We start from the raw sequence: 13,797 nt of genomic DNA on the forward strand, positions 1-13,797 counted from the left end.
CACCCTGTTATATAAATAAACAGGGTGTTTTAAAGAAGCAAAAGTAGGTAGAGGTCTACCTTCTCTTTGCTTTACACCCTTCCAAGCCTCTCTGGACTTTCTTTAAAAGATCTAAGCAAATCACGTTATGTCATTGTTAATCGTTTCTTCTTTTTCATAAGGTAGTACTAGGTTTAGGACTATTCCGATAATAGCAGCAAGTGCCATACCATGTAGATCTAACCCTTTAATTTTTAATGTTGCTTCGCCAATTCCAATCACTAATATGACCGAAGTTATGATCAAGTTACGTTTGTTTCCTAAATCAAGCTTGCTATCAATCATCATTCTTAGTCCTGATGATGCGATAATACCGAAAAGTAAGATTGAAACTCCACCCATTACTGGTGTTGGAATTGTACTAATAAAAGCAGATATTTTTCCGATGAAACCAAACACGATTGCAAGAACAGCAGCACCTGCGATTACGAAGACACTATAAACTCTTGTTATAGCAAGAACACCGATATTTTCACCGTATGTTGTATTTGGCGGTCCTCCAAGTAATGAAGCAATCATTGTTGCTACTCCATCCCCTAATATCGACCGATGTAAACCAGGCTTTTCAATATAGTCTCTGCCAACTACTTTTCCAAGTACTAATTGATGACCAATATGCTCTGATATTGTCACTACCACTACAGGAACCATTAATAATACAATCTCTAAAGTAAGTGTTGGTGTGTAGTCAACGAATGGGATAATAAAGTTTGGTGCTTGTAACCAGCCTGCTGCTAGGACACCTGAGAAATCGATAATTCCGATTGCTAATGAGTATAAATATCCACCAACTATGCCGATAAGTACAGGTATCAGATTAAAAAAACCTTTAAAGAAAATCGAGCAAATGATTGTAATTAGCAATGTAACTAACGCAACGGAAAAGTATTGAAGACTATATGCATCTCCGTTTAATGTCGCCATATCTACTGCCGTTCCTGATAGGCCTAATCCAATTACGATAATTACTGGACCAACAACAACCGGAGGAAGAATTTTCATTATCCATTTATGTCCTGTTTTCAAAATGAGTAAAGCAATAATTCCATATACTAAACCTGCAAGGAAGCTACCTACCATTGCAGCGCCAATCCCACCTGCTTCTTTTGCAACAATAATAGGTGTTATGAATGCGAAGGATGAGCCAAGATAAGCTGGAACCTGACCTTTTGTAATAAGCAGAAAAGCAATCGTGCCAAAACCACTAGAGATAAGTGCTACAGCTGGGTCTAAGCCGACAAGATAAGGTACTAGAATTGTGGCTCCAAACATTGCGAATAAGTGCTGGAAACTTAATGCAAACCATGTTAAGGGTTTTGGTGTATCATGTACATCTAGTATAATTTGATCTTCTTTCATGATTATGACCTCCATAATGTTTGTTCTTGATAGTAAATGTATTATTTTTTAATGAGCTTTTATGAGGTCTCTTCCGATTAATCATATAAAAAACCTCTTTGCAAGGTTACAAAGAGGTTCAAGAAGATCATCAATCATTTGTAGACGATTGAGTCTTTATGTTCCCCTTTGTAGTCTCTCTGGACTATCTTTAAAAGGGTATGAAATTATTCGTTTTCATGAATGGTTACTTGGTCTAAACCATCTGCTTCCTGTAGTTCAACAACAATCTTTTCCGATCCTGATGTCGGTATGTTTTTACCGACATAATCAGCTCTGATTGGTAATTCTCTATGACCTCTGTCCACCAAAACAGCTAGTTGGATATTAGCAGGCCTGCCAATGTCAACAAGAGCATCCATTGCAGCTCTCACTGTTCTTCCTGTATACAAAACGTCATCAACTAGGATAACTTTTTGATTGGTAACATCAACTGGGATATCCGCCCCCTTTACTAGTGGCTCCTGATTCGAAGTCTTTTTAGAAAGGTCATCGCGGTAAAGAGTGATATCTAGCTCACCTATCGCTATTTTATTTCCTTCGATTTGTTCAATTCGTTCTGCCAATCTTTCAGCTAAATATATACCACGTGTTTTGATTCCAACTAACACACTATCTTCAATACCTTTATTTCTTTCAATTATTTCATGAGCTATTCTAGTTAAAGCTCTACGAATTGCTTGGTCATCTAAGACAACTGCCTTTTGAGACATCATTTGATCTCCCCTCGTTTCTTTTTATTAAGGCTGTTTTTCGTTAAGATTGTTTACTTCTCAATGCTTTAGGAACAACAATCTTTTTGAATAGAACCTAGTCGTGATTTAAAGAAACCATAAAAAACGAAAAAACCTCTTACCAAAGGCAAGAGGGTTAACGAAGACATAATTATAGTGAGTCCACTAATATGTCTTACCGCTTCCTTCTCAGCCTCACGGGACTGTGTTAAAGGTTCTAATTAACTTAAATTAATTATGCCAAACATGTAGAATTGTGTCAACGATTATTTTTCATCTGATCTAGAAGTAAATCAAATTCCTCTGGTAAAGGTGCTTCAAATTCTAGATACTCTTTGGTTCTTGGGTGAATAAACCCTAATATACCGGCATGAAGTGCCTGACCATTGATCGGTAAAGTCTTTTTAGGACCATATTTAGGATCTCCTACTAAAGGAAAGCCAATGTATTTCATGTGGACACGTATTTGATGGGTTCTTCCTGTTTCTAGCTGACATTCTACATAAGTAAACTTATCAAAACGGTCTAACACGTTAAAATGTGTAACGGCATCCTTACTACTTACATTCGTAACGGTCATACTTTGACGATCCACTCTATCTCGTCCAATAGGTGCATTGATTGTTCCATTATCATGAGGAATACTCCCATGGACAATCGCTTTATATCGTCTAGTGACGGTTTTATCGACCAATTGTTGTACTAAAGATTCGTGTGCCAAATCATTTTTCGCAACCATCAGTAGGCCTGAGGTATCCTTGTCAATTCTATGGACAATTCCAGGTCTTAATATCCCATTAATTCCTGATAGATCGGTACAATGGGCCATTAAACCATTTACTAGTGTACCTCTAAGATGACCGGGTGCAGGGTGGACTACCATTCCTTTTGGTTTATTAACAACAAGTACGTCTTGATCCTCATAATAAATATCAAGGCTCATTTCTTCGGCAACCACATTTAGTGGCTCTGGTTCTGGAATTTCAATAATAATGGTATCATTCGGCTGACATTTATAATTGGTCTTAATGGTATGACCATCTATCTTTACAGATCCATTTTTTATCCAAATCTGTACTTGTGAACGCGACCACTCTTGGTTATATGCTGTTAATACCTTATCAACTCGTTCGTAATTTTGTTCTTCTTTTACTTGTATTTCAACGATGTCCATTTACGCTTGCTCCTTCTCTTGTTTCCCTTCGAAAAACAACATATGAATAAATAACAATACAACTCCAACACATAAAGCTGAATCTGCTATATTGAAAATTGGAAAGTCATATGAAAAGATGTATGTATTTATAAAATCGACAACTTCTTTACGAAATAAACGGTCAATGAAATTACCAATTGCTCCACCTAGCATTAAACCAAGGGAAATCCCCATTACCTTATTTTCCTTCGTATATTTCTGGATATAAAAGATGATCCCAACGATGACAACAGCCGTGATGATATAAAAAAACCACATTTGACCTGGTAATATCCCCCATGCTGCTCCTGTATTACGATGAGATGTAATATATAAGAAATTTTCGATAACAGGAATGTTTTCTCCAAGCTCCATGTTTTTAACAATAAACCATTTCGTTACTTGGTCAAGAATAATAATAACTGCTGCAATTATATAATAAAACACGAACTCTCCCAACTTTCCTTCGATTCTATTGGTTTGTCAAGTTTTTATCCATATGAATTGTACCACAGGGAGGATCTTATTGAAACTAGAAATAAGCTTCAAAATAAATGACCCAAATAAATTCGGGTCATTGAATAAGCAGTATTCTTTTTGTTAATGCTTAGTTACTCATTAAATTTAGTTTTATTATCTTCCAATAGCTGAATTTCTTGGTACAAATTCGGAATCTTGTTTTTCAAAAGTCACTTCCTGTAATATACGTTTCTTCAAGTGAATAATTGTATTGTGGAAGCGATTTTTTTTCAAATAACTCTTGGAAATAAAAATCGTATTTTGTTCTTGCTGTTGGGAGTATCCTTATTTTTTCAAAAGGGATCTCTTCGCCGGTTTCCTCACAAAATCCGTATATCTCTTTATCAAATTTCATTAAGGCACGTTCTACATCCTGAAGTTCCTCTTTAATATGAAGCATCAAAGTATTACCTTTCCCTTGATGATCATCACAAGTCATTTCAAACAAACTGTGATCAAATAGTCTAGCTCGCAGTTCTTCCTTCATCACTTGCAATTCATAACGGATCCCATTATATTTATTCAAGATGGACACTCCTATCCTTCTCATGATGTATCAATAGTTTATCCCCAAAAACTCAACTCAACCTATTAAGAATTTTCCTGTAATTTAAAGAAAGTTTCCTCTATCTACATTTATAAGTGATTATGTATTTTTTACCCTCAACTAACATTATTAAACCTTATTTGTTAAATTTTAGAAATTTTTTCATTACGATTACCAATTAATTAAAAGACTGTTTTTTGATAAAATGTTGTTTTTCGTAATTACACTTTCATACATACTAAGTATGTACAAAAGTGCTTTTTCGTTAAATGACTTAGCTATTTTCCCTCTTTAAAAAGGCTATTAAAAAGAAAGCCTGACCCAAAGTGTATCTTTGAGGTCAGGCTCCATTTTCAAGATTGATTACGCTATGTGTATTACTATCCTTGACAGATAAAGATTATCGTCATGCTCTTTTCAATTATTCAGCTATATAATGTTCCTTTACAATTGAAGCACAACGAGGACATAATGTTGGGTGTTCAGCCACCTGACCGACTTGAGGTGTGACGATCCAACAACGATCACATGTTTCACCTTCTGCTTGTGTGATTACAATCTTCACAGTATCAAACGTTTGGGCTTGAGCAGGTGCTTCTTCATAGTCACCAGCAATGTCAAAACCTGATACGATAAATAATTGTTTTAAATCTTCATCTACCGATTCAAGCAGTGCTTTTGCATCTGTATTTAGATAAAGTGAAATAGTTGCGTTTAATGATTTTCCAATAATTTTTTCATTACGTGCTACCTCTAATGACTTGAGTACATCATCGCGTAATGACATAAATACATCCCATTTCTTTTCTAGTTCATCTGAGTTCGGATAAATTTTGACTTCTGGCATATCAACTAATTGAACACTTTCTTCTGTTACTGATTCAATATGGGTCCATACTTCGTCAGCTGTATGTGGAAGAATTGGTGTAACCAATTTAACTAGTGACAACAATGTCTCATAAAGTACTGTTTGAATAGCTCGGCGTTCTTGATTCCCTTCGGACTCAATATATAAAACATCCTTAGCAAAATCTAAATAGAATGAACTTAATTCAATTGTACAGAAATTGTGAACGGCATGATAAATTGCAGCAAACTCATACTGTTCATAACCTTCTTTTACTCGCTTTGTTAAATTATTTAACTTAACAAGCATGTAAAGATCCACTTCACGCAGATTTTCTAAACTTACCATATCTGTTGTAGGATTAAAATCAGCTAAATTTCCAAGTAAGAAACGGAATGTGTTACGGATTTTACGATAAACCTCAGCAACTTGTTTTAAAATTGCATCAGATACTCTTACATCTGCTTGATAATCAACAGAGGCAACCCATAGACGCAAGATATCTCCGCCAAGTTGTTTCATAACCTTAGAAGGTAATACAGTATTACCTAATGATTTACTCATTTTACGTCCATTACCGTCAAGTGCAAATCCATGACTCAACACACCTTTATAAGGTGCTTTTCCCGTAACTGCAACTGCTGTTGATAGTGAAGAATTAAACCAACCGCGATACTGATCAGAGCCTTCCAAATATAAATCAGCTGGTCTCTGTAAGTCATCTCTTTCCTCTAGTACTGCTTGATGTGATGAACCTGAATCAAACCAGACATCCATAATATCAATTTCTTTAGTGAATTTCCCATTTGGACTTCCTTCATGTGTAAATCCTTTTGGTAAAAGATCCTCAACTTCACGTTCAAACCAAACGTTTGAGCCATGTTCACGGAAAAGATTAGAGATATGTTCAATTGTTTCGTCTGTAATAATTGGTTGACCATTTTCAGCATAGAATACTGGAATTGGAACACCCCAAGCACGTTGGCGCGAGATACACCAATCACCACGGTCACGAACCATATTATATAGTCTTGTTTCTCCCCAAGAAGGCACCCATTTCGTCTCATTAATTGCTGTTAAGAGATTCTCACGAAAATCTTTAATGGAAGCGAACCACTGTGCTGTTGCACGGAAGATCGTCGGTTTTTTCGTTCTCCAATCATGTGGGTATGAATGAGTGATAAATTGTAACTTTAATAACGCTCCAACCTCTTGTAATTTTTCTGTGATAGGTTTATTTGCTTCATCGTAGAAGATACCTTCAAAACCTTCAGCCTCTTTTGTCATATAACCCTTTTCATCAACAGGACATAAAACATCTAAACCATATTGTCCGCCTATGATAAAGTCATCCTCGCCGTGTCCTGGAGCCGTATGAACACAACCAGTACCACCGTCGCTAGTTACATGATCACCCAGCATGACAAGCGAATCACGATTATAAAGAGGATGTGAAGCTACAACCCGATTAAGGTCAGCACCTTTAATTGTCCGATCAACCTTATAGTTTTCCCATTCAATTGTTTGGGCAACACTTTCCACCAATGCTGAAGCTACGACAAATTTTTCTCCGTCAACTGCTACAACACTGTATTCTAAATCAGGATGGACGGAGATTCCTAAGTTTGCAGGAATAGTCCAAGGTGTTGTTGTCCAGATAATTATTTTTTCATCGTTAGTTAATACACCTTTCCCATCTTTTACGGGAAAAGCAACATATATGGATGGTGAGCGTTTATCAGCATATTCTATTTCAGCTTCCGCTAAAGCAGATTCACTTGATGGAGACCAATATACCGGTTTAAGACCTTTATAAATATATCCTTTTTTTGCCATCTCTCCAAATACTTTGATCTGTTGGGCTTCGTATTCTGGTTTTAAGGTCACATATGGATTATCCCAATCTGCACGAACACCTAAACGTTTGAATTGTTCACGTTGTGTGTTAATTTGATCCCAAGCATACTCTTCACAAAGTTTTCGAAAATCAGCAACCGACATTTCTTTTCTTTTAACTTTTTTATTTTTCGTAAGTGCTGTTTCAATTGGTAGACCATGTGTATCCCAACCCGGTACATATGGAGCACAATATCCATTCATTGATTTATAACGTACAATAAAATCTTTTAAAATCTTGTTAAGAGCATGCCCCATATGGATGTCACCATTTGCATAAGGCGGTCCATCATGCAAGATAAAGAGTGGACGGTCTTTCGTTCTCTCTTGAACCATATTATAAATATCCATTTCCTCCCACTTATCTTGCATTAGTGGTTCTCTATTTGGCAGATTTCCTCTCATTGGGAAATCAGTTTTCGGCATTAAAAGAGTATCTTTATAATCCATTTTCATTCCTCCAGTTAATTTTGTTAGATTTTATAAAAAAGTATAAAAAAACAATACACTTTCATATGAATTTGATCTTTTTAAGTAACCTATACTAATATGATCGAATAAAACACAAAAAAACCTTCTCATCCCTACAAAGGGACGAGAAGGTTTTCTCGCGGTACCACCCTAATAGGTTAACGATAAATATTAACCCACTCGACATTCGTAACGAGAATGACACGCCATTGCTTACTAATTTAACATGTTCAGCAAGGAACTCTAGGGTGATCTTTTATCCTTCCACTTATCTCGAGCTTACACCATCCTCGATTCGCTAAATAAGGGTAGAAAGGATTACTTTTCCCTTTCACCGTTTTTAATGATATAGATTGTATCAAAACAATCATTTAAGTTTTATTGACATTTATCAGCATTACCATTTTTTTGAATGATCTTACTTCAGTCCAACTTAATAAAAGATATCTTTGTTTTCGTATTATATGCGATTCAAATTAACAAAGTCAAGTTTATGCCTCTGTTTCTTCTGTCTCTCCAAAGATTGGTTCTACTTCATATTCTAGTAAATGATCCCAATCATCATTTTTTAGAAGATCTAATTGTGCCTCAATAAGCATTTGGAATCGTGTTCTGAATACCTTTGATTGCTTTTTAAGTTCTTCAATTTCCATAGCAATCTTTCGTGACTTAACCAGCGCTTCATTAATAATTCGATCAGCATTTTTTTCTGCTTCTTTAATAATTAACTTAGATTCTTTTTGAGCATTACGTTTTACGTCATCACCAGCTTCTTGAGCAATGATTATCGATTTATTCAAGGTTGATTCGATATTAGTAAAATGACCTAGTCTTTCATTCATTTCATTTACACGTGACTCAAGTTCCTTTTTATCGCGTATGACCATTTCATAATCTTTTATTACCTGATCAAGAAATTCATTTACTTCGTCTTCGTCATATCCACGAAACCCTTTACTGAATTCCTTATTATGGATATCTAATGGTGTTAAAGGCATGGATGCCACCTCCAGTATATAGTAAAATAGTTTATCCTTGTCAACATTATAAAGCAAATTTCGACAGGATTGTTGAAATTCCTGCTAATTTAATAATTTATTTTTAAATTAGCGACTAATCATTCTTTATTTTAGGCTTTTTACTTTCAAACCTAGTATTCTCGGCATATAAATATCACACCCGTATTAAAGCTATTTTAGCAGAAAATGGTTGCTTCATTTACCGAAAAGAGTACAAAGACAGATTATATAAGTAAAGAAGTGCTATATGAATAAAATAATTCTTTGCGAAGCAGTCTTTACTTATGTTTAGTCACTACAATTCTCCAGCGATCTTTCTTTGTCTTACCTTCAATTGATATGAGCTGACTTCTTCCATAACCACGTACGGATAAAGTATCACCTTCTCTGCATTCAAACGATACAGAATCAACCGTTTTCCAATTCACTTTAACAAGTCCATTCGTGATAAGTGGTTGTATTTTTTGACGTGAGATATTATATATTGTAGATCCTATGACATCGAGACGCAGTGAGGGAACGGTCGAGATACTCTCTTCCTTCATTTCAGACTGACGAATAAGTTCATTTGAATTTTTCCTTGTTAAGTTAATTTTCGCCCGACCAACCTCTTGAAGATTAGCTTCTAAAAAATCAGCTATTTCACTTGCACAAACAAACTGTACAATATGATCTGATAATCGAATATCACCAAATTTTGATCGTTTAAGACCAAGACTCATTAATGATCCTAATACTTGTTGATGTTGAAGAGTAACAAATTTACTTGCATATTGCACCTCAAAAAGAGTTAACTTAAAATCATCTTCACCATGTTGAAAATAATCTGGGTAAAATAACGCTCTTTTCCGTTCGGTTTCTTCAATACCTCCTAAGAATGATACTCTCACATCTAAGTTCTCACCAATTACAGAACTAACAATTTCTTGTTCTCTGGGATCAAGAAAGTCCGTTAATTTAGGACTATATTGAGTGACCACAATTTCTTTCCATTCAAGAACTTGATCTATAAAGTATCGTTCTTCAGCTCGAAAATGTTGATATAAGTGGTCCATCTTAGTCACAACTCCAATTAAAATAATTCATTGTCCACAATTACTTTTATGTACATATTCAAATTAAGAAAAGAGAGACAATAACAAGTCTCTTTAACCAATGGTTATTTGCAATGATCTTAATTTTTTAAAAAACATTAGGGGTCAGAATCCTTTATCGACCTTCTATTTCTTAACCTATAATAGATTCTTAATGAGTCAGATTTCAAAAAAGAAATTAACTTATTAAACTATATAGATAACCCACACCATATTGAGCAAGACGTAATGCAAGAATGGCTACAATCGGTGAAATATCAATCATACCCAATGGAGGAATGATCTTTCGAAATGGTTCTAAATAAGGTTCACATATCTTAACTAATATTTGTCCAAAGCTTGATTCCCTTGCTCCTGGAAACCAGGATAATAAGATGTAGGCAATGATTGCAAATGAATAGAGTTGCAATAATGTGCCAATTAAACTGAATACAATAGACATAATCTAACTACCACCTTTGTTGTTCTTCTTCAGCTACTAATTCTGAAATTGATCCCGATACATCTACATTATCAGGTGTACATAAGAAGATATTCATCCCTATTTTTTGGATGTCTCCTCCAATTGCATATACAGTTCCACTGAGAAAGTCTACGATACGTTTTGCCTGATCTCTTTGAATACTTTGTAGATTAACAACTATTGCTCGGCGATTTTTTAAATGGTCGGCAATTTCCTGTGCCTCTGCATATACTCTCGGTTCACATAAAATAACTTTAGATGATTTTTGTATACTTTGCAAACTTACAACATTTTGTTTTTGTGATTGAGTTTGCGGTTTATGCGAAATAGAATGCTGTTCCTCATATTCTAGTTGCTGCTCTTCATTATCAACATATTCATATTCTTCTTCATCTAAGGCAAAAAAACTTTTAAATTTATTTTTAATTGACACATCAAACACCTCCGATTTCATTACCAACTAGTGAAGTTCCTATCCGTATAAATGTAGCACCCTCTTCAATAGCAATTTCATAGTCATTTGACATGCCCATTGAAAGTTCATGACATGGTATGGTAGAAAGCTGTAGGGCTTGTACACCTTGTTGGAGTACTTTTAACTGTTTAAAGCAATCACGAATTAATTCTTTATCTTCTGTCAAGGGTGCCATCGTCATTAATCCTACAACATGAATTGATGGTAATTCTTTGATTCCCTTAACTAAACTCATTAAATCCTGAGGTGAACAACCATGTTTTGATTCTTCACCAGATACATTTACTTGTAAAAAGCATTTTATTGGCTTTTGTGTACGTTTGTCAATTTCCTTTGCTAATGAAAGGCGGTCTAGTGAATGTATGTATTCAACCTTATCTATAATGTTTTTTACCCTTCTTGTTTGTAGTGATCCAATAAAATGCCAAACAGCTTTATCACCTAGTTTTTGATATTTTGTTTCCAGTCCTTCGTCCCTATTTTCACCAAAATGTCGTACACCGGCTTCTATTGCTGCTTCTGCACGTTCAATACCCACATATTTTGTAACCGCAATTACATTAATTTCGTCCGGGCTTCGTCCAGTACGTATGCATATGTTGTCAATATTGCTTCGAATAGTTTGATAATTGTCCTGCACGTTCATAGCAACTTTTACCTCCTTACTTAACTGCAATAAAACCCAACATTCGACCAGTCATTCCATCATCACGTCGATGAGAAAAAAACAGTTCTCCTTCACAACTAGTACATAGCTGGGATATTGAGATATTTGCCTCTTTTATTCCTGCCTCCAAGAGATAATATTTGTTAAGACTTTTCAAGTCTAACTTATATTGTCCTTTTGATACGGAGCTAAAAGGGATCGAGTAGTTATTTATTCTAGTTATATCTATTTGTGTGATTACATTTTCGTCCACTACATAGCAACATGAACCAATTGAGGGTCCAATAGCTACTTTAATATCTTTAGGATGGATCCCTTCAATAGCCTGCCATTTTCTAACCATATCACCACCAATATCGCTAACTGTTCCCCTCCAACCAGCATGCGCAATACCTACCAATGGTTTTTCAGGAGCAAAAAAATAGAGTGGAACACAATCAGCAAAACAAAGTGAGAGTACAATTTCTTTATCACTAGTATATAATCCATCACAATTTGCCACACCGTCTTTATATGAGGACAAACCTTTTCCACAATCGAAAGTTGATACTTTTTTAATATATGTAGAATGTATTTGTTCAGCAAATACCCACTTGTTTAAAGGGGAATTAATGCTTTTTGCAAGAATATCTCTATTTTCCAATACTAGGCTGGACTGATCTTGCACATGAAGACCTAAGTTTAAACTAGAAAAGTGGTCCTTACTGACACCACCAACCTTTGTTGAAAATCCCGCAGTTATACCTTTAATTTGATCTTCCCATTTTGCTAGAGACATAAAGGTCGTATCTCTTAACTTGAAAGGTTCTCCTGACATATCCATTCAACCCTTTTGTTTCGACATTAAAATAAATGATATCTCATTTATTTTACCACACCTATCTATAACGTTTAAGCAGAAAGATAAATTATTCAGTGGGACTTTCACTTTGTCGATTCATTCTTATCAGAATCACATCTTCGCCTATCTTCACTATATTTCGCCACGGGATGACGAATTCCTCGTCCTTCCCAAAAAAACCTAACATCTTTCCTTGACCATTGATAATTATTGCTTGAATTTTACCTGTTGTCACATTTATATCGAAGTCACCTATGTTTCCTAATTTTTTACCATCAGAGACATTTACAACATCCTTTGTTTGAAAATCTGAAATATACATAATAAAGCCTCCCATTATATAAATATGACGTTCATCAGCTCTAATTAATATTACTTTTTATTATTGGTGTTAATAATCATCTTGAATTTATCCTATGTTAGTTATATATATGTTTGAAGTAGGATAAACTATTCAATTGAAATTTTTTATTTTCTTAAATAACTCCATAATAATAAAAGAAGTGTTCAATTTAGATCTCATAAACGATTTCATAAAACTGCTCATTATATAGGAAATCAAAAAAGGCTTGCTACTTCATACAATGGATGACTACTTAGATAAACTTCAACAATCGTGAATTAAGCTATCCCCTTACTAAGAATACCTGTTTTGCACGAAAATGTCGTTGAGAGTCGAGATCTCATGCCAAACACTTTCATAATATTTTACGATTTTCTGAAAAGCAAAAAGAAAGACCGCTCATTATGAGCAGTCTAGTTTTGAATATTCTTATTCATTTGTTTGATTGCAGCTTTCTCTAACCGAGAAACCTGCGCTTGAGATATACCAATTTCTTCGGCAACTTCCATTTGTGTTTTTCCTTGAAAAAATCGTTTTCTTAGTATGAGCTTTTCACGACTATTCAAACGTCTCATACCTTCTTTTAAGGCTAATTCTTCAATCCATTGAATGTCACGATTCTTTTCATCACTAAGTTGATCCATTACAAAAATAGGATCGCCCCCATCGTTATAGATAGGCTCGAATAATGAAACAGGATCTTGAATAGCATCTAATGCAAAAACAATTTCTTCATGTGGTACTTCAAGTACCTTTGCGATTTCTTCAGCAGTCGGTTCTCTCGATGTCTCACTCATAAGCCGTTCTCTAACTTGAAGAGCCTTATAAGCGATATCACGAAGTGAACGGGAAACACGGATTGGATTATTGTCCCTTAAGTATCTACGAATTTCTCCGATGATCATTGGTACAGCATATGTTGAAAATTTGACATTCTGGCCTAAGTCAAAATTATCGATTGATTTCATTAATCCAATACAGCCTACTTGAAACAAATCGTCAACAAATTCTCCTCGGTTGTTAAATCGCTGGATTACACTAAGTACCAATCTTAAGTTGCCATTCACCAGCTCTTCTCTTGCTGATAAGTCTCCGCTTTGCATTTGCTTAAATAGCACTCTCATTTTGTCGTTCTTAAGTACTGGAAGTTTTGAGGTATCTACTCCACAAATTTCGACTTTATTTCTGGTCAATTCTTTCCCTCCTAACAGGAGTTGCTGTACAGTGTTAAGTATCTCCTCGAGAGGAA

Annotated in this window: 14 protein-coding genes and 1 other annotated feature; all 14 genes read right to left on the minus strand. The window is 35.1% G+C overall.

Annotation, left to right across the window (positions count from 1 at the left end; translation table 11 throughout):
* Positions 1–120: 120 nt before the first annotated feature.
* The gene (locus AC6CHR_RS08720; protein ID WP_498248225.1) at positions 121–1,398 is read right to left on the minus strand and encodes a solute carrier family 23 protein; all 1,278 of its coding nucleotides are present in this window, start codon (positions 1,396–1,398) and stop codon (positions 121–123) included.
* Between the two features lie 206 nt (positions 1,399–1,604).
* Positions 1,605–2,150 carry a bifunctional pyr operon transcriptional regulator/uracil phosphoribosyltransferase PyrR gene (gene pyrR / locus AC6CHR_RS08725; protein ID WP_498248227.1) on the minus strand — a complete coding sequence of 182 codons (546 nt, stop codon included), beginning with the start codon at positions 2,148–2,150 and terminating at the stop codon, positions 1,605–1,607.
* Positions 2,151–2,430: 280 nt separating this feature from the next.
* Positions 2,431–3,345, minus strand: coding sequence for an RluA family pseudouridine synthase (locus tag AC6CHR_RS08730; protein WP_498248229.1), 915 nt, complete (start codon positions 3,343–3,345; stop codon positions 2,431–2,433).
* On the minus strand, positions 3,346–3,813 hold the full coding sequence (lspA, locus tag AC6CHR_RS08735) for a signal peptidase II (RefSeq protein ID WP_498248230.1): 468 nt from the start codon (positions 3,811–3,813) through the stop codon (positions 3,346–3,348).
* 235 nt (positions 3,814–4,048) lie between these two features.
* Positions 4,049–4,372, minus strand: coding sequence for a TraR/DksA family transcriptional regulator (locus AC6CHR_RS08740; protein WP_498248512.1), 324 nt, complete (start codon positions 4,370–4,372; stop codon positions 4,049–4,051).
* 481 nt (positions 4,373–4,853) lie between these two features.
* Positions 4,854–7,625: an isoleucine--tRNA ligase gene (gene ileS / locus AC6CHR_RS08745; protein WP_498248232.1), complete on the minus strand. Its 2,772-nt coding sequence runs from the start codon at positions 7,623–7,625 to the stop codon at positions 4,854–4,856.
* Positions 7,626–7,762: 137 nt separating this feature from the next.
* Positions 7,763–7,990, minus strand: a binding site (T-box leader).
* A 147-nt stretch (positions 7,991–8,137) separates the two neighbouring features.
* Positions 8,138–8,644 (minus strand): DivIVA domain-containing protein, encoded by a 507-nt coding sequence (locus tag AC6CHR_RS08750; RefSeq protein WP_498248234.1) that lies wholly within the window; start codon positions 8,642–8,644, stop codon positions 8,138–8,140.
* Positions 8,645–8,943: 299 nt separating this feature from the next.
* Positions 8,944–9,720 carry a YlmH family RNA-binding protein gene (locus tag AC6CHR_RS08755; protein ID WP_498248236.1) on the minus strand — a complete coding sequence of 259 codons (777 nt, stop codon included), beginning with the start codon at positions 9,718–9,720 and terminating at the stop codon, positions 8,944–8,946.
* Between the two features lie 217 nt (positions 9,721–9,937).
* Positions 9,938–10,201, minus strand: coding sequence for a YggT family protein (locus AC6CHR_RS08760; RefSeq protein WP_498248237.1), 264 nt, complete (start codon positions 10,199–10,201; stop codon positions 9,938–9,940).
* Between the two features lie 7 nt (positions 10,202–10,208).
* Positions 10,209–10,655 carry a cell division protein SepF gene (locus AC6CHR_RS08765; RefSeq protein ID WP_498248239.1) on the minus strand — a complete coding sequence of 149 codons (447 nt, stop codon included), beginning with the start codon at positions 10,653–10,655 and terminating at the stop codon, positions 10,209–10,211.
* Between the two features lies 1 nt (position 10,656).
* Positions 10,657–11,343 (minus strand): YggS family pyridoxal phosphate-dependent enzyme, encoded by a 687-nt coding sequence (locus AC6CHR_RS08770; protein WP_498248240.1) that lies wholly within the window; start codon positions 11,341–11,343, stop codon positions 10,657–10,659.
* Between the two features lie 16 nt (positions 11,344–11,359).
* Positions 11,360–12,181: a peptidoglycan editing factor PgeF gene (gene pgeF / locus AC6CHR_RS08775; RefSeq protein ID WP_498248242.1), complete on the minus strand. Its 822-nt coding sequence runs from the start codon at positions 12,179–12,181 to the stop codon at positions 11,360–11,362.
* Between the two features lie 91 nt (positions 12,182–12,272).
* Complete coding sequence (locus tag AC6CHR_RS08780; protein ID WP_498248514.1) at positions 12,273–12,530, minus strand: YlmC/YmxH family sporulation protein; 258 nt, start codon at positions 12,528–12,530, stop codon at positions 12,273–12,275.
* Positions 12,531–12,961: 431 nt separating this feature from the next.
* Entirely contained in the window at positions 12,962–13,783 is an 822-nt protein-coding gene (gene sigG / locus AC6CHR_RS08785; RefSeq protein ID WP_498248515.1) for an RNA polymerase sporulation sigma factor SigG, read from the minus strand.
* Positions 13,784–13,797 lie beyond the last annotated feature (14 nt).

The sequence above is a fragment of the Metabacillus sp. GQ13 genome (genome assembly GCF_059758525.1).

Coding starts and splice junctions, on each gene's coding strand:
- AC6CHR_RS08720 (WP_498248225.1), bottom strand. CDS start 1,398: ATGAAAGAAGATCAAATTATACTAGATGTACATGATACACCAAAACCC.
- pyrR (WP_498248227.1), bottom strand. CDS start 2,150: ATGTCTCAAAAGGCAGTTGTCTTAGATGACCAAGCAATTCGTAGAGCT.
- AC6CHR_RS08730 (WP_498248229.1), bottom strand. CDS start 3,345: ATGGACATCGTTGAAATACAAGTAAAAGAAGAACAAAATTACGAACGA.
- AC6CHR_RS08740 (WP_498248512.1), bottom strand. CDS start 4,372: ATGAAGGAAGAACTGCGAGCTAGACTATTTGATCACAGTTTGTTTGAA.
- ileS (WP_498248232.1), bottom strand. CDS start 7,625: ATGGATTATAAAGATACTCTTTTAATGCCGAAAACTGATTTCCCAATG.
- AC6CHR_RS08750 (WP_498248234.1), bottom strand. CDS start 8,644: ATGCCTTTAACACCATTAGATATCCATAATAAGGAATTCAGTAAAGGG.
- AC6CHR_RS08755 (WP_498248236.1), bottom strand. CDS start 9,720: ATGGACCACTTATATCAACATTTTCGAGCTGAAGAACGATACTTTATA.
- AC6CHR_RS08760 (WP_498248237.1), bottom strand. CDS start 10,201: ATGTCTATTGTATTCAGTTTAATTGGCACATTATTGCAACTCTATTCA.
- AC6CHR_RS08770 (WP_498248240.1), bottom strand. CDS start 11,343: ATGAACGTGCAGGACAATTATCAAACTATTCGAAGCAATATTGACAAC.
- pgeF (WP_498248242.1), bottom strand. CDS start 12,181: ATGTCAGGAGAACCTTTCAAGTTAAGAGATACGACCTTTATGTCTCTA.